Below are 24259 nucleotides of genomic sequence, written 5' to 3'. Positions count from 1 at the left end.
AAATATTAAAATATAATTGTTTATCTTTGCACTCGCTAAAATGGTTTAGGAATCAAGCGATTAATTATTAAGTTAAACATCTCTCGGTCATTTATTTGCATTTGAAGATTCCGAAATAAAATAGATTGAGATACAAATTTTTAGAATTATGTCTAAAGAAACAAAACAAGAGGAAGTACAAGAAGTTGTATTAAACACTCCAGTATTAGATGCGTCTGCAAATGCAAACGTAGCGCCAGAATCATTTGATTGGGAATCTTTCGAATCAGGATTAAACGAAGAAGATCGTAAAGAAAAAGCTGAATTAGAGCAAATGTACGATACAACTTTAGAAGACTTACATGAGAATGAAGTATTCAAAGGACAAGTTGTACGTATTACAGATAAAGAAGCTATCGTTGACATCAACTTCAAATCAGAAGGTGTTATTTCATTAAACGAATTCCGTTACAACTCAGACTTGAAAGTTGGGGATATCGTTGAAGTAATGGTTGATCAACGTGAAGATAAAAATGGACAATTAATTTTATCTCACAAAAAAGCTCGTACATTAAATGCATGGGATGCTGTTAACAAAGCACACGATTCTCAAGAAATCGTTAACGGTTACATCAAAGCTCGTACTAAAGGTGGTATGATCGTTGACGTATTCGGAATTGAAGCTTTCTTACCAGGTTCTCAAATCGATGTTAAACCAATTCGTGATTACGAACAATTCGTAGGAAAAACTATGGAGTTCAAAGTTGTTAAAATCAACCCAGAATTCAAAAACGTAGTAGTTTCTCACAAAGCGTTAATCGAGGCTGATATCGAAGTTCAGAAAAAAGAAATTGTTGCTCAATTAGAGAAAGGACAAGTATTAGAAGGTGAAGTTAAAAACATCACATCTTACGGTGTATTCGTAGACTTAGGAGGTGTTGACGGTTTAATCCACATCACTGACTTATCTTGGTCTCGTATCAACCACCCATCTGAAATCTTAGAAGATGGACAAAAAATCAACGTTGTAATCTTAGATTTCGACGAAGATAAATCTCGTATCCAATTAGGTATTAAACAATTAGAAGCTCACCCATGGGATGCTTTAGATGCTGATATCAAAGTTGGTGATAAAGTTAAAGGAAAAGTAGTTGTTTTAGCTGACTACGGTGCATTCGTTGAGGTTGCTCCAGGTGTAGAAGGTTTAATCCACGTTTCTGAAATGTCATGGTCTACTCACTTACGTTCTGCTCAAGATTTCGTAAAAGTAGGTGATGAGGTTGAAGCAGTAGTTTTAACTTTAGATAGAGAAGAAAGAAAAATGTCTTTAGGTATCAAACAATTAACTCCAGATCCTTGGACAGATATTACAACTAAATACCCAGTAGGTTCTACTCACAAAGGTAAAGTTCGTAACTTCACTAACTTCGGTGTATTCGTAGAATTAGAAGAAGGTGTTGACGGATTGATCTACATCTCTGACTTATCTTGGACTAAGAAAATCAAACACCCATCAGAATTCTGTGCAGTTGATGATATTTTAGACGTAGTAGTGTTAGAATTAGACGTAGAAGCTCGTCGTTTATCTTTAGGTCACAAACAATTAACTGAAAACCCATGGGATCAGTACGAAGCTAAATATGCTGTAGGTACTACTCACACAGGTGTTGCAGTTGACGTTTTTGATAAAGGTGCTACAGTACAATTCGAAGATGCTGACGTTGAAGCTTTTGCTCCAGCTCGTACATTAGAGAAAGAAGACGGATCTCGTATCAAAAAAGGTGAAGAAACATCTTTCAAAGTTATCGAGTTCAACAAAGAATTCCGTCGTGTAGTAGTTTCTCACACAGCAACTTTCCGTGAGGAAGAAGTTAAAGCTGAGAGATCATCTAACAACAATAACAACAATTCATCTAACACAATCGAAACTTCTACTTTAGGAGATATCGATTCATTAGCAGAATTGAAAAAGAAAATGGAAGAAGGAGGAAACTAATTCTCTAACCGAAATTTTTTAAAATAATAGAAAGGCTACTCATTTTTGAGTAGCCTTTTCTTTTGAATAATGATGTTGTTTTATAGAATTAAAATGAATTTAATTTACAGTTTAAAATAATATCAAGAATAAGATACAATTTTTGATATATTTTTTGAATATTATTCAAAATAGTCTTAATTTTGCAGTCGAAATGGAAAAGATAGAATTTAATTTAGATGCTACTGATTTGAAAATCATGCGATTAATGCAAGATAATGCACGTATTAACAATGCAGACATCGCAAGAGAATTGGGAATGGCACCTTCTGGAATATTAGAACGTGTGAAAAAGCTTGAAAATAAGCAAGTTATTTTGGCTTATCACGCAAAAATAAATCCAGTGGCAGTTGGACAAAAATTACTTTCGTATATGTTTATCAAAACCGTAGATATTATCGGTGATGAAACAGTAGGAAGACAACTTGCCGAAATTCCAGAAGTTTTAGAGGTTCATGATATTGCTGGAGAAGATGGTTATCTAATCAAAGTGAGAACTTCTGATAACGAAGGTTTGGTAGAATTGATGCGCAAACATTTGAGTAAAATTGGCGGAATAACTTCTACGCGTACAACTATAGTTTTACAAACAATAAAAGAAGAACAAAATATCGTTATACCAACGATTTAAAAAATAGAGATTGAATGAAAGGGAATCAACCAAGTAAGTGGCTGATTATTGCAGCGTATTTCGTGGTTTATGTAGTTTGGGGATCAACTTATTTTTTTATAGATAAGGCTTTGCATGGTTTTAGTCCGTTTATTTTGGGTTCGTTTCGCTTTATTGCGGCGAGCACAATGTTGATGGGATATTGTAAACTGAAAGGTTACACGCTGTGGGATAAACAAATTGTGAAACAATGTATGTTTACAGGGTTTATGTTGTTGTTTATTGATATGGCTGGGATTATTTGGTCTGAACAATTTTTACCAAGTGGAATTGTTGCAATTATGGCAGCATCGGCAGCAATTTGGTTTATTGTGTTAGATAAACCGAAATGGAAACAAAATTTTTCAAGTATTCCTACGATTTTAGGCGTTCTGTTAGGCTTTGTTGGCGTTTTGATGTTGTTTTATGAACAAACAACCACTGTGCATGCAGATGCAGATCAACAATTCTTAAATATGATTGGGTTGATTGTTCTTATCTTTTGTTCGATTGCTTGGACGTTAGGTTCTTTGTATTCAAAATATGTAACAGAAAAGCAGAAAAAAGAAGTTACGAAACCAAAAGAGGATTTGAACATTATGGTCAAAACGGCTTGGCAAATGATTACTGCTGGAGTTTTGTTTAATACAGTTGCAATTTTCAATGGAGAATATGCTAATTTCAATTTTGCGAATGTAGCGACAGAAGATTGGTTGGCAATGGCTTATTTAACAACTTTTGGCTCTATTCTTGCTTTCGGATCATATGTTTGGTTGTTGCAATATCGTCCAGCTGTGGAAGTTTCTACATATGCGTATGTAAACCCTATTGTAGCCGTTGCATTGAGTTATTTTTTTACAGATGATGTCGTAACTCATTTGCAAATTTACGGTTTGGCAGTAATTTTGTTCAGTGTTTTATTAATGAACTGGAATCTTTATAAAAACACAAAATTAGTTCAGAAAATTCTGCATTTTGTTTCTCGTAAACATTATGCGCATTAAATATTATGATGATTATTAATAAGAAAGCTTCTCGATCCCGAGAAGCTTTTTTTTGTTTTATTTAGTTTTAAAATTTACGATTAGTTCGTTATTATCTAATTTTAAAGCATATCCGTCTTCTGATTTGAAACCATTTGAAATTACAAATTCATATTCTTTAGTTGGAATTAATTCCAAACTTAAAACGAATGTAGTATTATTGTTATAGAAATTAGCTTTTGTAATCTTAGGACTATACTCTTTTCCTTTTTTTGAGAATTGTATTGAATATTCTTTTGGATTCATTGGTTTAGAAAATGTAATTCTAAATTCTTTGATAGATGAATCTACATTTGTTGAACCATTTTCGAAAGGTTCAATTTTTACGATATAAGGTTGTTTTTTTTCGTATTCTTTTAATAATCGATTTTTATCAAAACCTTCTTCATAAAAACCAGATTTTCGAAGAAAATTTTCAACTGCTTTTTCATCTTGATAATTCAGTTCTATAATATCTTTTATCGCTTGTTTTTTATTTTTAGCTTGATTATAATATGATTTACATATTTCATATCCAATAAAATATCCCAAATCAGCAGCTTTACCCTTTTGTCCTCCATTGTATAACCAATTTGAAAAATCATCTACAAACATCTCTTCTTTAAATTGTTTTTTCAATTCATCGAAATGTTGTTTTCCATAAAAAATATATTGTTTTTCGATTGGTTCTCCTAATACAAGTTCTGTAATAAAATCGCACGAACCTTCTTTTAATGTATGATGTAATAATGAGTTGTTTTCATTTGGTTTTTGTTGCGTGTGTACATATTCATGAATATTTAGTGAAATAATATTATCAAGTGATTGCTTCGCAAAAACATTTTTTAGCCAATTATTTTCAAATTCTGAAACATCTGTTTTTGGAGTTCCTGTTGCAATTTCAGCACCAACTAAAACCATATTTTCATATAAAGTTCCACCCGAGCGTAAACCTCCAATTGTAAAATACATTTCACCTTCTTTTAGTTCTGGATATAGTTTTTTGAGTTTTTTTACAGCTTTAGTTAACTCTTTTGTTTTATTCTTTATGGTAAGTGTATTTGGTCTTACTGAATTCCAAAATTTAGGATAACTATCAATAAGTTTAACGTAAATAGTGTCACTATAATCTCTTACTTTCATAAAAGTTTTTAAACCTTTTGTTCCTTTGTCGATGTATAAAGTGTTGATAAACTTTATTTTTTGAGAATAATCATTTGTTGATTGAATACTATCATAAGCGACCCAAAAATTATCAATATCTGATATGTAGATATTTTTTGAATTCGTTTTTTGCCCAAATCCAATACTTGAAATGATAAAGAGTACAAGAACTAACGTTTTATTTCGCATATAGTGTTTATTATAAGACTACAATATAACGAAAAGGTTACAGAACGATACAAAAAAAAAGCAGCTCTTTTCAGAACTGCTTTTGTATATATTGGATAAATTATCTTTTACAATTTAGTGCATTTTACAATTTCCAAACCATATTGTGTAGTATGCGGTTCTTCTAAAGTACGTGTAATCAAATTCATTTTTTGGATGCCTAAATCTTTGATGATTTGAGAACCAATTCCGTGATCTTTTTCATCGGCTGGTAAAACACCTGATTTTGATTTTCCTTCAGAAAAACTTTTGAAAATCTCTAATTTTTGTTCAATCAACTCAGAACTTTGAATGTTATTAATAAAAATCACAACACCTCTTTCTTCTTCGTTGATGATGTTCATCGTTTTTTCTAACAATGGTGTTTCACCGTTTTGTAAAGCGCTAAACAAATCATAATAGCTATTTGTTGATTTTACACGAACTGGAACTACATCATCTTTTGTCCATTTTCCTTTTTTCAAAGCGAAGTGAACTTGATTATTTGTTGTTTGTTGATAAGCGATTAATTCATATTCTCCGAATCTTGTTTTTGCTGGAAATTGCTCGATACGTTTTACTAATGATTCGTTTTCTAATCGGTAAGCAATCAAATCTTCAATCGAAACAATTTTAAGATCAAATTTCTTTGCAATCTCTAACAATTCTGGCAAACGAGCCATTTCTCCATCTTCTTTCAAAATTTCGACAATACATCCAGCAGGATAATGTCCCGCCATGCGCGCTAAATCAACAGCAGCTTCTGTATGTCCCATACGAACCAAAACTCCACCATCTTTTGCAATTAATGGGAAAATATGACCTGGTTTTCCTAAATCATCTGGATTTGTATTTTCGTCAATTAAAGCTTGAATAGTTTTAGAACGATCCGAAGCCGAAATTCCTGTCGTACATCCGTGACCTTGTAAATCTACAGAAACAGTAAAATTAGTTTCGTAAATAGCCGTATTGTGTCCAACCATAAGGTCCAAACCTAATGCTTTACATCTTTGTTGTGTAAGTGGCGTACAAACCAATCCGCGTCCATGCGTAACCATAAAGTTGATGACTTCTGGCGTTGCAAATTCGGCAATACATAGGAAATCTCCTTCATTTTCACGATCTTCATCGTCAACTACAATGATAACTTTTCCTTGTTTTAAATCTTCTAAAGCTTCTTCAATTGTGTTTAATTGAGATGATCTATTTTCCATTGTTTTATGTTATTGATAACGAGAATGCTCCTCGTTTTTGTTTGTTTTCTTAAACTTATTAAAGTATTTTACAATTGGATCAACGTAAATACTGATGTCAAATAATCCAGAATCTTGATTGGCTTTGTAACTAAACAAAATAGAGAAAGGAAGTGCGATAATATTCGCTGCCCAAGCAGCAAAAGTTGGATCTAATTTTCCGTTTTTCGCCATATTTTCTGCCGAGAAATTAAGGATAAAATAAATAACGAAAATGATAATTGATATGACAACTGGCATTCCGATTCCTCCTTTTTTTACGATTGCACCTAATGATGACCCAATCAAAAAGAAAATAATACACGTAACTGCATACGAGAAATTTCGTTGGTAATGAATATTTACTTTTGAATATAACTTTTCTCTGTTTACAATTTCTTGTTCAGAAAATGTCATATTTTCTTGATCACGATTTACCATCTGTACAGCTTGATTAAGCACTCGATCTTGTTCTTGACGATTGCGCTTTTTCAAGTCAAAAATCATATTTGTTTTAACAGAATCTATTTCTTTCATTTTGTAGAAATAGTAATAATTCTGATTAAACATATTCGTTTTCAGATCTTTGTAATACTTCTTGTAATCTGTGTTTAATGAATCGATAAGATGTCTTAAACCTTTTCCGTCCAAGTATTTGTAAGAGTTTCCTGGGTCTTCGTCTTTACCAGAATTTAGAATATCTGAAATGTCAATATAATAGTTTAATGTATCAAATTTTGTATATTGATTTTCTTGACGTTTGCGTTGATCAAAGTTTTTATTTTTGATGTTATCAGTATAAGCAATTCCATCAAAAAGTTCCATTTTTAGATAATGATTATCGTTTTTGTCTGGTGCAAGATTTCCTCTTTTAGAAATAATTGTCATCGTATTTTCACCAAAAGGTGCATTTTGATGCACAAAAACGTCTTCTAATTTTTCTGAATTTTCGCCCGAAACTTTATTAATTTTCATTTGAAATCCGGGAACAGTTTCGATAAAAACACCTTCTTTCATACTTACCGTTGGTTTGGTCTGTAAGATATTGTAGTACATTGTTCGCGCTTTTTGTTGGGAATAAGGCATTGCTTTGTCTCCGAAAAAATACAATCCGACAGACATTAAAGCGACTAACGTAAACAATGGAGCAAGGATTCTGGTAAGTGAAATTCCAGATGCTTTCATTGCAGCTAATTCGTATCGTTCTCCAAAACCTCCCATGGTCATAATAGAACCCAAAAGGATTGTAAGCGGTAATACAAGCTGAATAACGTTAATTCCTAACCAAAAAAGTAATTCGGTAATAGTGTACCATTCTAAACCTTTTCCAACAAATTTTTCCATTTGTTGCCATGCAAATTGCACGATAAAGATGAAAAATAGAACACTAAATATGAAAAAAAATGGACCTAAAAAGGTCTTGATTATATACCAGTCAAGTTTTTTTAACATTGATTATAATTGAGTAATCATATAGCCTTGCGACTTATATTTCTTTTGGTCAAAGTTAAAGTAACTTTTGTGAATAAGTAAATTTTGAACGTAATCTTTTACAACGATTGATGTTGTGTCGCCATTTTTACCATATTCCTTGTAATCGTAGATTTCATTATTCGCAGTATTCACTCCCAAAACCGAATATTTGATTGTAGAAGTTTTAGTTGGCGTTAATTTTATATACTGAATTGTTTTTCCTCCAACGGTTTTTTTATCTGTTAAAGTGTAGCTGAAATCAGTACGATAAGTGTTCAAAACTTTAGTTGGTGTTAAGAAATCATCTGTGTTAGATGCATCAGAAATAGTGACTTCTTTGTCATCTTTTGCAATTGTATATAATTTAGTTCCTGTAAAAATTTGGTTAATATCACCTACATTCAAGTTAAATTTTTGCTTCATTGCAAAAACTTCTCCTGAACGACTTGTTGATTTTCCATTTGCATTATGGCTAAAATCAAATTTGATGTAATACGAGTTTGCGTTGGTATATTTAGCGTAAACTTTGTCTAAGATTTGTTTTGCTGATTGAGCGTTTAATGTTCCAACCCCTACTAATAAGAGTATGAAAGAATAGATTATCTTTTTCATACAATTTAATTTCTATCTGTTTTTAATAAATTTTAGTTCAAATTATTCAACAACTGTTCCAAACTCATATCATCTTGTATCAACACTTGTCTTGCTTTACTACCTTCGAAAGGACCAACAATTCCAGCAGCTTCCAATTGGTCAATCAATCGTCCAGCGCGGTTATATCCTAATTTTAATTTTCGTTGTAATAAAGACGCGGAACCTTGTTGATTCATTACAATTAGTCTTGCAGCATCTTCAAAAAGTACATCACGATCAGATAAATCAATATCTAAATTAGAACCACCTTCTTCGCCAACATATTCTGGTAAATGCATTGCATCTGGATAACCACGTTGTTCTCCAATAAATTCGGTAATTTTATCCACTTCTGGTGTATCCACAAATGCACATTGTAAACGTACTAATTCGTTTCCAGTTGTGTACAACATATCACCTTTACCAATTAATTGATCGGCTCCTTGCGAATCTAAAATCGTTCTCGAATCGATTTTTGACGTTACACGGAAAGCGACACGACCAGGGAAATTGGCTTTAATTGTTCCTGTAATCACATTTACAGACGGACGTTGAGTTGCAACAATCAAGTGAATACCAACGGCACGAGCCAACTGAGCCAAACGAGCAATAGGTAATTCAACTTCTTTACCAGCTGTCATAATCAAATCTGCAAACTCATCCACGATTAATACAATATACGGTAAGAATCTATGACCTGCTTCTGGATTTAACTTACGTTGTTTAAATTTCGCGTTATATTCTTTGATATTTCGAACGAAAGCATTTTTCAATAATTCGTAACGATCATCCATTTCAATACAAAGTGAATTTAACGTGTTAATTACTTTTGTATTATCTGTGATAATTGCTTCTTCCGAATCTGGCAATTTTGCTAAATAATGACGCTCTATTTTAGAATATAAAGTAAGTTCAACTTTCTTCGGATCGACCATCACAAATTTTAATTCAGATGGATGTTTTTTATAGATTAACGAAGCGATAATTGCATTCAAACCAACAGATTTACCTTGTCCAGTTGCACCAGCCATCAACAAGTGAGGCATTTTTGCTAAATCGGCAACAAAGGTTTCGTTCGTAATTGTTTTCCCGAAAGCAATTGGCAATTCCATATCAGCATTTTGGAACTTTTGCGAAGCAATAACCGAATGCATAGAAACCATCGAAGGATTAGAATTTGGAACCTCGATACCAATCGTTCCTTTTCCAGGAATCGGCGCAATAATACGAATACCAAGTGCAGCCAAACTTAAAGCAATATCGTCCTCAAGATTTTTGATTTTAGAAATACGAACACCAGCTTTTGGTACAATTTCGTATAACGTAACTGTAGGACCAATTGTTGCTGAAATTTCATCGATTCCGATTCCGTAGTTTCCTAAGGTTTCGACAATTCTATTTTTATTTGTTTCTAATTCTTTTTGATCAATTAACGTATTTCCGTTGTCATATTTTTTTAACAATGAAATAGGAGGGAATTGATAATTTGGTAAATCTAAACGTTGATTGTATTCACCTTGCTCTTGCACCAATCGAGCAGAAGTCGTTTCAAATTCTTCTTCTTCATCAACTTGTTGAACTTTTAATTCTAATCCATTTTCAGAATAATTTTGAGTTGGTTGAGCAGGTTGAATTTCTGTTTCGAAATTTTGTTCATCATTAATTGATAAAAAATCTACTTGATTATTTTCTTCCTCATCATCAGCCAAATCTTCAACCACTAATTCTGTAATATTAAGAGGTGTTTCTTCGATTATTTCTTCTTCTTTTGGTTGATTAATTTTAAATTCTTGATGAAATGCTTCGTTTGGATTTACTTTATGAGATTGAATTGCTTCTTTCTCTTGTTGTTCTATTAATTCTAATTCTTGCGATAAACTATCTTCTTGTTGCTTTTCGGCATCTTGATTGAATTTATTTATCTTTTCTTGTTCTTCTTTTTCTTTGCGTTTTCTTAATTCAAGCTGTTCTCTCTTGATTTTTTCTTGCTCTTTTTCTATACGCTCAATTTCTTTTTGTTTCGCACGTTCTTCCATTTTTTCTTGGATAGATTGATACGTCATTCGGAAATGAATCACACAATAAATCAACAAACTAACGAAAAGCAATAAAATTACACCCCATTTACCAATAAAGCTATTTAGGAAATCATTAATTTCAAATCCCATTACGCCAGAAAGCATGTGTTGAGTTGGTAAAATGCAACCAAAAAATACTGGCAACCAAATCATGAAGAAAATGCTTTGATAAAGCGTTGTGAAAGGTTTAATTTTTTTCCAATTTGTAGCCACTTTAATTCCCAAAAGAATAAAGAAAACTGGGACAAAAAATGAAACGATTCCGATTCCTTGCAAAATGAATGTTTCGCCTAATAATGCGCCAAACTTCCCGAAAATATTTTCGGCGGTTTGATTTTTATCTAATAAATCAGAGATTTGGCTCTGATCCATAAAACCATTAAAAAAATAAGAGATAAACGAAGCTAATAGTAATAAACCGATTACTAAAAACAGTATACCTATAATTGTTTTGACGATTTGTTTTTTAGGAGTTTTTGGTGCTTCCTGCGTGTTTTTTATAGCCATTTTAAGGTTGAGTATAATTGAGGCAAAAATAATAAATCTTTGACAGACGAATCTAACGAAAAGTATTTAAATTTACTAAAATCGTAATCAATTTTAACTCAATTTGCTATCTATTATTGATTATTATTAGAAATGATTTATAAAAAATAAAAAACTGAGTTAGATATTGTATCTAACTCAGTTTTGAATATTTGATTATTTAGTCTGTTTTTTTTGCTTAATCATTTTTGAAATGATCCATTTGACGTTTGGCTTCTGCACGAATTAGATTTAATTCTATTTCAGATTCTTTCTTAATTTTTTCAAGACTTTCTTCCATCGATTGTTTCAAGGCATCAATATCTTTTTTGAGTTCTAATGATTTTCTCTTGTTAAAACGTTCTAGATAATAACCTGCAGCAGCGATGACAACCGAAACAATAATTCCCATCACAACCAATAAATAATTCAAAGTTCGATGAAATTCCTCCATTCCTTCTTTATGAAAATTGATAATATCAGCGACATTTTGCTTGCTTAATTCTAAATTATCTTCTTTCAAATCAAGTTCTCTTAGCTTAGAATCAATTTTATTTTCATACAATTCTATCTTAGCATCTATAACCTCACTTTTCGAAATAGTTTGTTGTCCGTAATTATTTATTGATAGTAGTAAAATAAAAACTATAAAAGTAAACTTCATCTTAATCGTGTTAATTTTAAACAATGTACTAATATAGTAAAATATAACGATAATTTCTTTCTGATTAATTTTTCCAAACTAAATTTCCTTTATGCGCTAAAGCTAAAACAGGCGACATTCTCGCAACCGCTTCGGCAGAACAACTTGCATCAATCAAAACGATATCAGCTTCATCACCAACCTTTGGCCATTGTTGATTTCCTTTGTTGTCTAATGGCGTAATGTTTTTTGTGGCAAAACCTAAATTTCTCGATAAATCATATTCAGTTTCTAACCCATATAATTCTGAAATCAAATTTGCTTTTTGCAACATATTCCCCGTTCCAAACGTGCTCCAATAATCTTGTACATTATCATTACCGATTAAAACTTCAACACCATTTTTTACCAAAGCAGGAATTGGCATGGCGACTTTATTGCGGAAAGGAACAGAAGAAACAATTCCAACTTTTGCTTCGGCTAATTTCTCTGCAATTTCTTGTTCCTCACTTTTTGATAAATGTGCTAAAGCAAAGGCATGACTTACATATGTTTTTCCTTTTAATTGAGGATTTTTTATCGTTAATTCAGCTAAATATTCAATTGTACGCATTCCTTCTTTTCCTGAGTCGTGCAAATGAATATCGATTCCTTTATTATTATCCAAAGCCAATTGAACCGTAAAATCGATTGCTTTTTCGATGTTTTTATCGATACTGAAAGGATCTAATCCACCAACAAAAGCAACGCTTTTTAATTGTGCAGCTTCCTTCATCAATGGAGCAGAATCGGTATAATACAAACCGTGTTGGGGAAAAGCAACCAACTCGGCACTGAATGTTTCCTTTTTATTTTCTAAGGCTTTTTCTAAATTTTCTAAAGATTTTAGCCCAGAAGTTGTATCGACATTGAAATGAGTACGCGCGAAAGTAGTTCCGTAATGTTGTAATAAATTGATTAATTGCTCGCCACGCTCAATTGAAGTATTTAACAATTCTGGAATAATTTCTTGTTCATAAGCAATCATATCTGCAACAGTTCTGCGTTTTGGCGAAAGCGCTTGCCAAGGTAAACCGTACAATGTTTTGTCCAGATGCACATGCATATCCTTGAAAGCTGGCAACATTAGCAATCCTTTTGCATCAATAGCATCTGTTAATTGTGGATTGTTTGTACTTACTTTTGTTATTTTACCATCTTTTATTTCAACCGAAAATAAATCGGTTTTTGTTCCAATAATTCCAGATTCATCTTCAATAAAACCTGTTTCTAATCGTACATTTTTTAAAGTATAATCTCCTTTAGCTTTTGCTATATAATTTGTTTGCATGATGATTTATGATTTAATAATGGCTACAATTTCTTTATAACCTCTTTGTTGCGCATGTTGCAAAGGTGTTACTCCATCAGAATCTGGAATATCCATTTTTGCACCTGCATCTTTTAATATCTGAACAATTTGTTGATATTTTTTGCTACCGTTACCCAAAACAATGGCTTCCATTAATCCTGTCCAACCCAAACGATTCACATGATCTACAGGATAATTTTTGGTATTGGCTAATAATCGTACCGTTTCTACATGTCCGCGCTCACAAGCAGGTATCAATGCAGAACCATTGTAGCGATTAAATACATCAAAACGAGCACCATGATCTAAAAATAATTGAACCAATTCTGTTTGTCCACTTGCGCCTGCATATAAAAAAGGACTATCTTGATTATCGGCTTGCTGATTAACATCTGCGTCATGTTTTAACAATAATTTTGCGATTTCGATATTCGAATTATTAGTTGCAATTAATAATAATGAACGTTTACTATTATCAGTCGAATTAACATCTGCGCCATTTGCCAATAAGTTTTTAACAGATTGTAAATCGTTGTTTTTAACTGCTTTTACAATATCTTTTTCATTCATAATTTCTATCTTCGAATCCTCTGTTGGAGTTGAATGACATGCTGTAACCGTTGTCATCATAAGCATTAAAATTAAAACTGATTTCATAATGATTTATAGTTTGAATGAGTTGAAATGGCGAAGTTTTGAATTTAATAGACAATATTTCCTTTTACGATTAATGAACGAACTGGCGACATTCTCGAAACCGCTTCTGCAGAACAACTCGCATCAATCAAGATAATATTCGCCTCATCACCAACTTTTGGCCATTGTTGTACGCCTTTATCATTTAAAGGTATTGGTCCTGCGGTTGCTAGTTTCAACATTCTTGATAATCCAAATTCAGAACTTTGTCCGTATAATTGTGCTGCAAGATTTGCTTTCTGTAAAACACTTCCTGTTCCAAATGTATTCCAATAATCCACAATGCTGTCGTTTCCAGTTAGTACTGTTACACCGTGTTTCAATAAAGTTGGAATTGGCATAACTAAACTACCAAAAGGAATAGTAGATACAATTCCAATTTTCGCTGCGCCTAACTGTTCAGCAATAGCTTCTTGTTTTGATTTATCTAAAGTCGCTAAAGCAAAAGCGTGACTTACATATGTTTTTCCTTTTAATTGTGGATTTTCGTTTACTTTTTTGATTAAATAATCTATTGTATCGTGACCAGATTTTCCTGATTCGTGCAAGTGAATATCGATTCCTTTGTTATGATCTAACGCTAATTGAATTGTTGCATCCATTGTTTTCTCGATTGCGCCATCAACATTTGTAGGATCTAAACCTCCAATAAAATCGATGTTCATTTTAGCTGTTTCTTTCATATATGACATCGAATCGGTGTAGAATAACCCGTGTTGAGGAAAAGCAACCAATTCAGCTCCAAATGAATCTTTTTTGTTCGCCAAAGCAATTTCTAAATTTTTCAATGAATCTAATTTAGAAGTTGGTTCGATGTTCACATGACTACGCGCAAAACCTGTTCCATACGATTGTAATAATTCAATCAGTTTTTCTGCTTTGTAGGTAGATTTTTTCAACATTTCAGGCAAAACTTTTTGCTCCAATTCAATCATTCCTTTGATTCCTCCAGAGCGACGAATCGCGCGCCATCTATCTGCATACAAGGTTTTGTCTAAGTGAATGTGCATATCTTTGAAAGATGGTAACATCAACAAGCCTTTTGCATCGATAGCTTTTGCATTCGATTGATTTGGGTTGATTTTTTTGATTTTTCCGTTTGAAATTTCAATTGTAAAAAGTTCTGTTTTTGTTCCAATGATTTCATCGTTTTCATATTCGAAACCTGTTTCTAAACGAACGTTTTTTAACATGAAATTTCCTGGTTTTGTAAGATTTGTCTTATCTAATTGAAAATCTGGTGCAGCTTGTAAAAATCCTGGTAAGAAAGAAAATCCTGCTAATCCTAAAGCTGAATTTTTAAGAAAATCTTTACGTGATATATTGTTATTCATTGTGTTCAAATTTATTGTAGCTAAATTACAATGAATCAAAACAAATGGTTAGTATAATAACTTCTAAAACTTGTAAGATTTATAAATGATTACAGATTTCGAAATTCTGATGGAGTAATATTGGTTTGAGCTTTGAAAAAGTTCGAAAAATAGGCGTGATCAGTAAAACCTAAGTCAAAAGAAATTTCTTTGATGGATAAATCTCCCGATTTTAAAAGTCGTTTCGCTTCGATAATAATTCGTTGTTGAATAAGTTGTGTTGCCGAAACTTTCAGATGTTTTTTGCATAAGATATTCAGATAATTAGCCGAAATATGTAGTTTCTCTGCGTAAAAAACAACCGATTTTTCTTCCTTGTAAAATTCATCAATCAACATATTAAATTTCGCTAATCTCGGATTGGATTGATAAACTTTAAATTCTGTAAAAATTTGTTCAGCTTCTTTACTCACAATTGCCGCAATAACTGCTGCACGAGCGTTAATCAAATGAACCAATGAGTTTTCAGATTTTAATTCTTCTTTTATGGCATTGAATTCATACATCAATTTCGAGAAAGCTTCGTCCGATAATTTTATAACTGGATGATTTTGATAATTAGTAAATGAAAAGCGAAAATAAGGCGCGAATTGTTCGAAAAATGAACGTTCTGTCATCAATTGATAACCAATTGTTCCATCATTTATTTGCCATTTATGCATCTGCCCAGGAAACAAAATATGAATTTCTTTGTCATCGATTGGATAATCTTTCGAATCAATATTATGCGTTCCAGAAGCTTTATCGAAAAGAATAATCACAAAAAAATCGTGCTTGTGAGGTTTATCTATATGTCGTTCGCCATGCAATTCATTAAACAACAATTCGTCGCGACCAGCTAATTGTCCTTTTCGAAAACTTTGTATACTGATAATAGGTACTGAATCTTGGTTTTCTGAATTTTGCATAAAATAAAAATGTGTTCAACAATCAAATGAATTGTTAGAGATATTACTTTTTTTGACTTGTGTAATTTATAAATAAAAATAGAATTAATTGATGAGGTTTGAAAGAATTTTTATTAGAAACTTAAAACTATTATATTTGCATTTGTATGGAAAATTTTGTTGTTTCAGCCAGAAAATATCGCCCGCTAAATTTTGAAGATGTAGTTGGACAAGCGTCTATTACGAATACTTTGGAGCAAGCGATAAAGTCAAATCAATTGCCACAAGCTCTTTTATTTTGTGGACCAAGAGGTGTTGGAAAAACAACATGTGCTCGAATTTTAGCGCGTAAAATCAACGAAGAAAATGGAGTAGAAGGCGATCAAGATTTTGCTTTCAATATTTTTGAGTTGGATGCAGCATCTAATAATTCGGTTGATGATATCAGAAATTTAATTGATCAAGTGCGTATAGTTCCTCAAATTGGGAAATATCGTGTCTACATTATTGATGAGGTTCATATGTTGTCAACAGCGGCTTTCAATGCGTTTTTGAAAACGTTAGAAGAGCCACCAGCGCATGCAATTTTTATTTTGGCAACTACAGAAAAACATAAAATTATTCCTACGATTCTTTCTCGTTGTCAGATTTATGATTTCAAACGAATTGGAGTTGAAGATATCAAAGGACATTTGAAAAATGTTGCTGAAAAAGAGCAAGTAACTTTTGAAGATGATGCATTGCATTTGATTGCTCAAAAAGCTGATGGTGCCTTACGCGATTCATTGTCAATCTTTGATAGAATGGCAACTTTTACGAATAAAAATTTGACTTATTCTTCTGTTGCAGAAAACTTGAATGTATTAGATTACGATTACTATTTCAAGATGACAGATGCGTGTTTGGAAAATGATATTCCGCAAGCGATGTTGCAACTGAATGATATTTTGAACAAAGGTTTTGATGCTCATTTATTTATTTGTGGTTTGGGCGCTCATTTCCGAGATTTATTGATGGCGAAAACAGCTAATACAGTAAGTTTGTTGGAAGTTGGTGAGCGTATAAAAGCAAAATATCTGGAACATGCGCAAAAATGTTCGGCAACGTTTTTATTTGGTGCAATCGAAATTTGTAATGAAGCAGATTTAAACTACAAATCGAGTAAGAATCCACGTTTAACAGTTGAAATTGCTTTGATGCAATTGGCTTCTTTAACGGCAGAAGAAAACGGGCTTAAAAAAAAAAGTATAGGATAGTTCCGCCAACGTTTTATTTTTCTGAACAACAAACTTCTAAAATTGAAGTTCCTCAAGTTCAGCAAAATAATTCTATTCCACAAAATGGACAAACTCCACAGCAGGTAAATACGCAACATGCTAAAACTTCGATTTCAGAAGAAGTCAAAGAATATACGCGTGCTTCAAAACCAATTAGAACAAATGGTAATTCGTCGTTTAGTCTTAAAATGGCTTTGCCTGGGGCAAAAGTTGAAGAACATCAGGAAGAGATTTTACGAAATGATTTACCTCGAGAAAAGTTTACATTGGATCAAGTAAAAGAAGGCTGGAAAAGATTTTTGGATCGATTAAAAATCGAACATAATATTCCGTCTTATAACGCTTTGATGACAACAGAACTTGGTTTGGAAGGTGATGAAATTATTTTCGAATTTACTTCGCATTCATCAGAACAAGAGTTTGAGGAATACCGCGATCGAATTAGAAATAGTTTGAGAGCATTCCTTAAGAATCACTATTTTAGTATTCAGATTAAGTTTTCTGAGAAGGAAGCAACGAATCATATCTTATCAAACAAAGAGAAATTTGAGAAATTATCAGATAAAAACCCGATTTTGTTAAAATTAAAAGAAGAATTTGGTTTAGATTTGTATGATTAATGAAAGTTTCTTATTAAACTTGCAATAAATTTTTATAAATAATGAAAAAAGTTCTTTTAGGGATTTTTGTTGTTGCGTCGTTAGTGTCTTGTAACAAAGGAAAATCTGTAGACAAATTAGAAAGCGAAGATCAAAAAGCTTCTTATGCTTTCGGAACTGGTCTTGGTGAGCAAATCAAAGGTCTTGGAGGACGTTTAGTTGAAACTGATAGTATCAACTACGATCAATTAGAAAAAGGGATCCGCGATTACTTAAAAGCAGGTAAAGAAGGTAGAGAATCTTACGCGATTGGTCAACAAGTTGGTCAGCAAATTGAGACGGTTATTAACCAACAACAATTAGATCAAATGGACAAGGATATCATTGTTCAAGGGATTATGGATGTTGTACGTCACAAAAAATTGTTGATTACACAAGAAGCGGGAATGGGAATTTTAGATACGTATGCAAAAAATCACCAACAAAACTTGGTTAAGAAAAATGCAGACGAGTCTAAAAAATTGGTAGACGAGAAGAAAAAAGCTTCTGGTGCTAAAACAACTGCTTCTGGATTAGTTTATGTTGTAGAAAAAGAAGGAACAGGTGCTAAACCAAACATTAATAGTATTGTTAAAGTAAAATATACTGGTAAAATTTTAGCTACTGGTAAAACTTTTGATAGTACAGATAAAAACCCTGAAGCTAAAGGAGGTGTAGAATTTCCTTTAAATCAAGTTATTCCAGGATGGTCAGAAGGTTTACAATTAATGTCTAAAGGATCAAAATACAAATTCTATATTCCTGCTAACTTAGGTTACGGTGAAATGGGAGCTCCTGGAGGACAAATTGGACCAAACCAAGCATTAGAGTTCGAAGTAGAATTAGTAGACTTTAAAGAAGGTCAACCAGCTCCACAAGGACAACCAGGTGCACAAGGAGGACAAGGTTTATCTGAAGAGCAAATCAAAGAATTACAAAAACAATTCGAAGCTCAAGCACAACAAGGTAAATAATCATTGATTAGATATAACAAAAAATTCCACTCAATTGAGTGGAATTTTTTTATGGATTAATTTTTAAATTATTTCAAATATTTAAAAATTTGATTTGCTTCTACAGAACCTTTTTTGATGGTAACAAGATTTTGATCCTTGTCGAATAAATAAAATGTAGGAATAGAAGTTGGTTGAAATGTTGGACCAAATTCGTAATTAGAATCATATAATAATTCTACATTTTTATTATTTACAAAATTAGGTGCATGCTCTTTTAAGAAAGGGATAGCATCTTTCGCTTCGTATTCAGAAACTAAAATAATTTGAGTATTTTTTAAATGTTCTTCGTAATTATTGCTGTAATGATTCAAGGCTAATTGACAGTGAATACATGTTGGCGAATACAAAACGATCAACGTTTGTTTTCCTTTTTTGATGTCTTTTGAACTGAAAATTCCTTCGGATTGCATTTTAACGAAAGAAAATTCTGGAATAGATTTTAGCGTATTTTCTGTTTGTGCAAATGTAAAAATCGAACAAAAGAATATAAATAAAGCAGTAATTTTTGTTTTCATGTTTTTAAGAAAAATTTTGACGGAAGTTAGTCAATTCTATCCAAAATAAAAACGACAGTTTATAAAACTGTCGTTTTCCTATTAAATAAATGCTAAAAATATGTTTAACTCTGAGAAAATTAGAATTTAAATACTACTTGTCCAGCCATGTTAAATGGATCGATTTGGTTGATGTAACCTCCTCTGTAGTATGAGTTGTATCCAATTTCGTCTGTAATATTATTGAAGAATAAACGGAAGTCAAATTTACGAGTAGAATATCCAATTTGCGCATTAAGCGTTGTATATTCAGGCATCATAAATGGTTTTACACCAGGAGTAGTGTTATGAATAATTGTTTTCTTCGTGTATTCATTTACAGGTCTTTCTCCGACATAGTATGCTCCCACAGATAATGATATTCCGTCAACAAATGTATTTGTATTTTGGAATTTGTATTGAACCCATGCGTTTGCAGTATGTTTTGGAGCATTCATTGGAGCAGAACCATCCATGTAAGCAGGTGAGTGCTCATATTGTGCGTCTAAATATGCGTAACCTAATAAAACTTGAACATTTGGTAATGGACGACCAGAAATATCTAACTCAACTCCTTGACGTTTTAAATTACCTGCTAAACCATATAAGTTTTCTCCTGTAATAGGATCAACTGCATTAGTTTCATCTGCATTATATATTGTGTAAGAAAGATTTTTATTATTCATGTTAAAATACGTGATGTTAGCGCGTAATCTATCATTGAACCAAGATGTTTTAACACCTGTTTCGAACTGATTAGTTTTAGAAGAACCTACACGTCCACCATTTTCTAATAAGTTCATTGCAGATCGTAAACTTGTACTAGTAGTCCATGAAGCAAAAAGATTTACACTTTTTGTTGGGGAAACCATTAATCCAATCATTGGATCAACTGCATTATCATGGTTACTGATTGAATACGAATAACGTAAAGATCCGATTACTTTAATGAAATCTTTATAAGATAAATGTTGTTGAGTCATGAACCCATAATAATAGTTATATGTTGGGGTTCCAAAAGATCCTAATTCTAAATTTTTAAGTAAATCCGAAGATAGACTTACATTATTTTGAATATCTTCAAAGATATTTGCTTGAGGTAAATAATAGACTTTTTTATCTTTTCCATCTTGATCTTTTATAGTATAAAAAGTGATACCTGCAGCACTTCTTGATGTACTTCTATCATAAGAATAATCATATCCAACTTGCCATGACCATTTGAAGTCACTAAAGTTAAAATCTTTTCCCATTAAATCAGCTTGAATAGCTGTACTTCTATCATCATTATATGATCTACCTAATGTACGATCTAATAAATTTAAATTCTTTTTATCACTTTTTACTAGAGCAGTTGCTGTGTTGTCATTTGTAAAATAAGAACCAAAATAAGCTACACGAAAGTTAATTTTATCAGTAATTTGACGATTAACCCAAGCAGAATATGTTAAATTTTCCATTTTGGTTTTATCGTACTGAGTACCTAGAAATTTATGTCCCATATCAAATAGAGCTTCTGTATCATCTGCTGCTAAATTAACAGTACCACGATCAGGAACACCATTTAAATTTAAATAATCCATTTGTACCACAACTTCTGTTTTATCATCTGGTCGCCATGCAAAAGAAGGATTTATATAATGTCTTTTTGTTTCAATTACATCTCTATAGCTTTCACCATATTGATATGCTCCATTCAAACGAAAAGCAAATTTCTTATTATTATCTAATACTTGTTGCATATCAAAAGTTGCTCTAACATTGTTCCAACTTCCATAACGTAAACCTACTTCTTTTTCGTTATTGAATCGAGGAGTTTTTGTGACAATATTGATCACACCACCAGCAGAACCTAATCCTGTAGCAATACCTTGTGTAATAGAGGCTGCACCTTTTATAACTTGAATAGATTCCACTCCTTGCATATCACTTATTGCAGAAGCTGTACGGAAATCAGAGTCCATACGAACACCATTTTTTAAGACTGGAGTTCCTCTATATCCACGAATAGACATAGATTCTTTATAACCACCATAGTTTCCAAATAATGTAACACCTGGGACATTACGAGCAGCATCCGTAATAGTAAGAGCCCCTTGTTCTTCAATTAATTTTTCTGAAATTGTAGAAATTGATTGAACTTGATCTTGAGGATTCCCTGGAAAACGTGTAATCATTTCTAATCCACGTTGTTTTTTTGCTCTATCTCCAAAGATTTCTACTTCTTGTAGATTACTTACTGTATCTTTTTTTTCTTTTTCTTGTGCGAAGGCAGCAGAAAAACTTAGTATAGTAAGTGTAGCTAGTAAAAGTTTATTCCTTTTCATATGTTATATATATTTATTCTAAATAAAATTAATAGCGCAAATTTAATTAGACTTAGTATAAATAAAAAAAAGAAATCGACTGATAGATATCATCTATCAGTCGATTTTGTTAAATATTTTAAGAAAATGTATGTTTACTCGAAAAAAGAGAAGTGTACGTTTCCGTATTTTTTGTGTTGAACAAAGTTTGGATGCTCTTCAAAAGAAATGCTTGAAGGATGTTCTAAAACAAAATTTCCACCTTCTTCTAACCATTGATTGTCGATAACCAAATTTGGGATTTTTTTGTAAGTTTCTACATCCAAATCGTAAGGAGGATCAGCAAAAACAATATCAAATTTCTTGATAGGTTGTTTGTTCAAATATTTAATGACATCACTTTTTACAGTCGAGATAATATCATCTAATTTTAATTGTTTCGCTGTTTCGTCCAAAAATTTTACACAACCATAGAAATTATCAACCGAAGTTACTTTTTTTGCTCCACGCGAAGCAAACTCTAATGAAATACTTCCTATTCCAGAGAATAAATCTAAAACGGTAATTTCGTCGAAATACCATTCGTTGTTTAAGATATTAAATAAAGCTTCTTTCGCGAAGTCTGTTGTTGGGCGCACCGGCAAGTTAGTTGGTGCTGTGATTCTTTTTCCTTTTAATGTTCCTGAAATGATTCGCATTCGAATAATTTATATAATGTAAAATATTGCCCAAGTTGTTTGTCTGCTTCGTTAAACGAAATATGACGTACATATTTTTGTAAAGTTTCGTAATAATATGGCGAATTCATGATGTCACCAAAAGCATACAACGAAACGGTATTTGGGCTAATATTTAATTGATTTAATGTATACAAAATGTAAAACAAAAAGTCTTCTTTGGTTTTTGTTTCAAATAGATTATAAAAAATAAATTCTCCATTGCTTAACACACAAACTTCTAATTTTTGATGCATTAAATTGATATAAATTTCATCGTTTTTAGAATTAATCATTCCATAATCTACCAAGAATTTGCCCGAATGATACAAACGCGCATTTTGCAAATTCGGTAACGAAAGCAAAATATCTTTTAGCGGATAATGAATATTGTAGATAATTGAAGCATCTACATTTTCCAAAGGACAATCGATTGCTAATTTTACAGGACTATAGTTAGAAAGTGATAACAATTCCTCGAAAGGTTTGTGTGTAAACTGATTTGGAACAACATTTACAGTTGTCGACAAAAAACAAATATGCACATAATCATATTCTTGCAATAAAGTCAAATTAGAACGCAATTCATGTTCAATCTCAATTTCCGTTTTGTTAAGATTTGTAAAATCTACCGAATAGTCATATACATCCGAGTACGAAGTCGTTTCTCCGTCGGTTGTTTTGGTAATATAACTAAGCATATCGTGAGATAGTAAAATCGCTAACGAACGTTGAGTTGTTTTTGACATAAATTTTTCTTTATCCTTGAATTTTTAACTCGCTGATTAAGATGTATATTAATCCTAATGAAATCAAAAATAACAAAATTTTGAAAGCAATCTTCATACAGAAAATTTATTTTAGCAAAGATACTATAATTATTTTGTTGATTAAAGAAGCATTTCAGCCGAATCTATTTTAAATTTACAGAAATTTGAAATTAAAAATTGTGAAAAAAATAGCCGTAATTCCAGCTCGTTATGCAGCAACACGTTTTCCAGGTAAATTGATGCAACAATTGGGCAATAAAACTGTGATAAGAATGACTTACGAAAATGTTGTTGCAACTGATTTGTTTGACGATGTTTTTGTGGTGACAGATTCTGATTTAATTTTTGATGAAATTGTTTCGCACAATGGAAAAGCAATTATGAGTATCAAAGATCACGAAACAGGAAGTGATAGAATTGCAGAAGCTATACAAGATATAGAATGTGATATTATCTTGAATGTGCAAGGCGATGAACCATTTGTGAACGAAAAAGCTTTGGCAGATATTTTATCCTCTTTTGATGGTGAATTTGGAAAAACTGTAGATGTGGCGACTTTAAAAGAATCCATTACAAAAGAAAAAGATATTAACAATCCTAATTTTGTGAAAGTGGTCACTGATATCAATGATTTTGCGCTTTATTTTTCGCGTTCATCAATTCCATTTGCACGTGAAACTAATTTTACACCAAATTATTTTCGTCATTTAGGGATTTATGCATTTAGAAAAGAAGCCTTGTTGAAGTTTTCAACACTTGAAATGCGTCAAAATGAGCGTTCAGAAAAATTAGAACAATTACGTTATTTGGAATACGGAATGAAGATTAAAGTAATTGAAACCGAATCGATAGGAGTTGGAATTGATACACCAGAAGATTTAGAACGTGCAAAAAAGTACTTATCCACTATTGTTAAAAAATAATCTTTAAACTTTTTATGATTTATATTTGCCCTAAAATCAGCTATACTTGACGTGGAAATGAAATAATTAAGTTAATTAATACTTAAAAAATTATTTCGGTATGAATGTTGTTGTAAAATGGAGTAAATAAGTA

General features: G+C 32.0%; 21 protein-coding genes. 7 read left to right on the top strand and 14 right to left on the bottom strand.

What is annotated here, in order from left to right:
• The first annotated feature begins 148 nt into the window (after positions 1-148).
• The 3 genes from rpsA (at position 149) to B4A23_RS09390 (ending at position 3667) form a co-directional block, all read left to right on the top strand.
• A complete protein-coding gene (gene rpsA, locus B4A23_RS09400; RefSeq protein ID WP_280062090.1) occupies positions 149-1975 on the top strand; it encodes a 30S ribosomal protein S1 in 1827 nt (608 codons plus the stop codon).
• 193 nt (positions 1976-2168) lie between these two features.
• A complete protein-coding gene (locus tag B4A23_RS09395) occupies positions 2169-2645 on the top strand; it encodes an Lrp/AsnC family transcriptional regulator (RefSeq protein WP_038332665.1) in 477 nt (158 codons plus the stop codon).
• Positions 2646-2659: 14 nt separating this feature from the next.
• Positions 2660-3667: an EamA family transporter gene (locus B4A23_RS09390; RefSeq protein WP_291119285.1), complete on the top strand. Its 1008-nt coding sequence runs from the start codon at positions 2660-2662 to the stop codon at positions 3665-3667.
• Positions 3668-3724: 57 nt separating this feature from the next.
• Here B4A23_RS09390 and B4A23_RS09385 read toward each other — a convergent pair whose 3' ends face one another.
• The 10 genes from B4A23_RS09385 to B4A23_RS09340 form a co-directional block, all read right to left on the bottom strand.
• On the bottom strand, positions 3725-5038 hold the full coding sequence (locus tag B4A23_RS09385; protein WP_291119283.1) for an Ig-like domain-containing protein: 1314 nt from the start codon (positions 5036-5038) through the stop codon (positions 3725-3727).
• A gap of 107 nt (positions 5039-5145) precedes the next feature.
• Positions 5146-6270, bottom strand: a complete 1125-nt coding sequence (gene ribB, locus B4A23_RS09380) for a 3,4-dihydroxy-2-butanone-4-phosphate synthase (RefSeq protein ID WP_280035473.1) — start codon at positions 6268-6270, stop codon at positions 5146-5148.
• Between the two features lie 9 nt (positions 6271-6279).
• On the bottom strand, positions 6280-7740 hold the full coding sequence (locus B4A23_RS09375) for an LptF/LptG family permease (protein ID WP_291119278.1): 1461 nt from the start codon (positions 7738-7740) through the stop codon (positions 6280-6282).
• Between the two features lie 3 nt (positions 7741-7743).
• Positions 7744-8373 carry a LolA family protein gene (locus tag B4A23_RS09370; RefSeq protein WP_291119275.1) on the bottom strand — a complete coding sequence of 210 codons (630 nt, stop codon included), beginning with the start codon at positions 8371-8373 and terminating at the stop codon, positions 7744-7746.
• 32 nt (positions 8374-8405) lie between these two features.
• Complete coding sequence (locus B4A23_RS09365; protein ID WP_291119271.1) at positions 8406-10979, bottom strand: FtsK/SpoIIIE family DNA translocase; 2574 nt, start codon at positions 10977-10979, stop codon at positions 8406-8408.
• 217 nt (positions 10980-11196) lie between these two features.
• A complete protein-coding gene (locus tag B4A23_RS09360; protein ID WP_286484972.1) occupies positions 11197-11661 on the bottom strand; it encodes a hypothetical protein in 465 nt (154 codons plus the stop codon).
• A gap of 64 nt (positions 11662-11725) precedes the next feature.
• The gene (locus tag B4A23_RS09355; RefSeq protein ID WP_291119267.1) at positions 11726-12970 is read right to left on the bottom strand and encodes an amidohydrolase; all 1245 of its coding nucleotides are present in this window, start codon (positions 12968-12970) and stop codon (positions 11726-11728) included.
• Between the two features lie 6 nt (positions 12971-12976).
• Positions 12977-13648 (bottom strand): ankyrin repeat domain-containing protein, encoded by a 672-nt coding sequence (locus B4A23_RS09350; protein ID WP_291119264.1) that lies wholly within the window; start codon positions 13646-13648, stop codon positions 12977-12979.
• 44 nt (positions 13649-13692) lie between these two features.
• Positions 13693-15021: an amidohydrolase gene (locus B4A23_RS09345; RefSeq protein WP_291119261.1), complete on the bottom strand. Its 1329-nt coding sequence runs from the start codon at positions 15019-15021 to the stop codon at positions 13693-13695.
• 89 nt (positions 15022-15110) lie between these two features.
• Complete coding sequence (locus B4A23_RS09340; RefSeq protein ID WP_291119258.1) at positions 15111-15968, bottom strand: helix-turn-helix domain-containing protein; 858 nt, start codon at positions 15966-15968, stop codon at positions 15111-15113.
• Between the two features lie 146 nt (positions 15969-16114).
• On the opposite strand from B4A23_RS09340, the gene dnaX reads away from it, so the two are divergent.
• From dnaX to B4A23_RS09325, 3 genes are all read left to right on the top strand, one after another.
• On the top strand, positions 16115-17203 hold the full coding sequence (gene dnaX / locus B4A23_RS09335; RefSeq protein WP_282630296.1) for a DNA polymerase III subunit gamma/tau: 1089 nt from the start codon (positions 16115-16117) through the stop codon (positions 17201-17203).
• A gap of 209 nt (positions 17204-17412) precedes the next feature.
• A complete protein-coding gene (locus B4A23_RS09330; RefSeq protein ID WP_115001825.1) occupies positions 17413-17844 on the top strand; it encodes a hypothetical protein in 432 nt (143 codons plus the stop codon).
• Positions 17845-17885: 41 nt separating this feature from the next.
• Positions 17886-18836 (top strand): FKBP-type peptidyl-prolyl cis-trans isomerase, encoded by a 951-nt coding sequence (locus B4A23_RS09325; protein WP_038332691.1) that lies wholly within the window; start codon positions 17886-17888, stop codon positions 18834-18836.
• Positions 18837-18904: 68 nt separating this feature from the next.
• On the opposite strand, the gene B4A23_RS09320 is transcribed toward B4A23_RS09325, so the two are convergent.
• The 4 genes from B4A23_RS09320 to B4A23_RS09305 form a co-directional block, all read right to left on the bottom strand.
• Positions 18905-19393, bottom strand: coding sequence for a TlpA family protein disulfide reductase (locus B4A23_RS09320; protein WP_291119255.1), 489 nt, complete (start codon positions 19391-19393; stop codon positions 18905-18907).
• A gap of 119 nt (positions 19394-19512) precedes the next feature.
• Positions 19513-21738 (bottom strand): TonB-dependent siderophore receptor, encoded by a 2226-nt coding sequence (locus B4A23_RS09315; protein ID WP_291119253.1) that lies wholly within the window; start codon positions 21736-21738, stop codon positions 19513-19515.
• A gap of 134 nt (positions 21739-21872) precedes the next feature.
• Positions 21873-22415 (bottom strand): RsmD family RNA methyltransferase, encoded by a 543-nt coding sequence (locus B4A23_RS09310; RefSeq protein WP_291119251.1) that lies wholly within the window; start codon positions 22413-22415, stop codon positions 21873-21875.
• Positions 22391-23182 (bottom strand): DUF3822 family protein, encoded by a 792-nt coding sequence (locus B4A23_RS09305; RefSeq protein WP_291119249.1) that lies wholly within the window; start codon positions 23180-23182, stop codon positions 22391-22393. The genes B4A23_RS09310 and B4A23_RS09305 overlap by 25 nt, the downstream gene beginning before the upstream one ends.
• Before the next feature lie 200 nt (positions 23183-23382).
• On the opposite strand from B4A23_RS09305, the gene kdsB reads away from it, so the two are divergent.
• Complete coding sequence (gene kdsB / locus B4A23_RS09300; RefSeq protein WP_291119247.1) at positions 23383-24126, top strand: 3-deoxy-manno-octulosonate cytidylyltransferase; 744 nt, start codon at positions 23383-23385, stop codon at positions 24124-24126.
• Positions 24127-24259 lie beyond the last annotated feature (133 nt).

It is taken from the genome of Empedobacter sp. UBA7248 (genome assembly GCF_002472945.1).
GTDB classification, from domain to species: domain Bacteria; phylum Bacteroidota; class Bacteroidia; order Flavobacteriales; family Weeksellaceae; genus Empedobacter; species Empedobacter falsenii_C.
The sequence above is the reverse complement of the archived record's forward strand: the minus strand, read 5'-3'. Positions and strand labels throughout refer to the sequence as shown.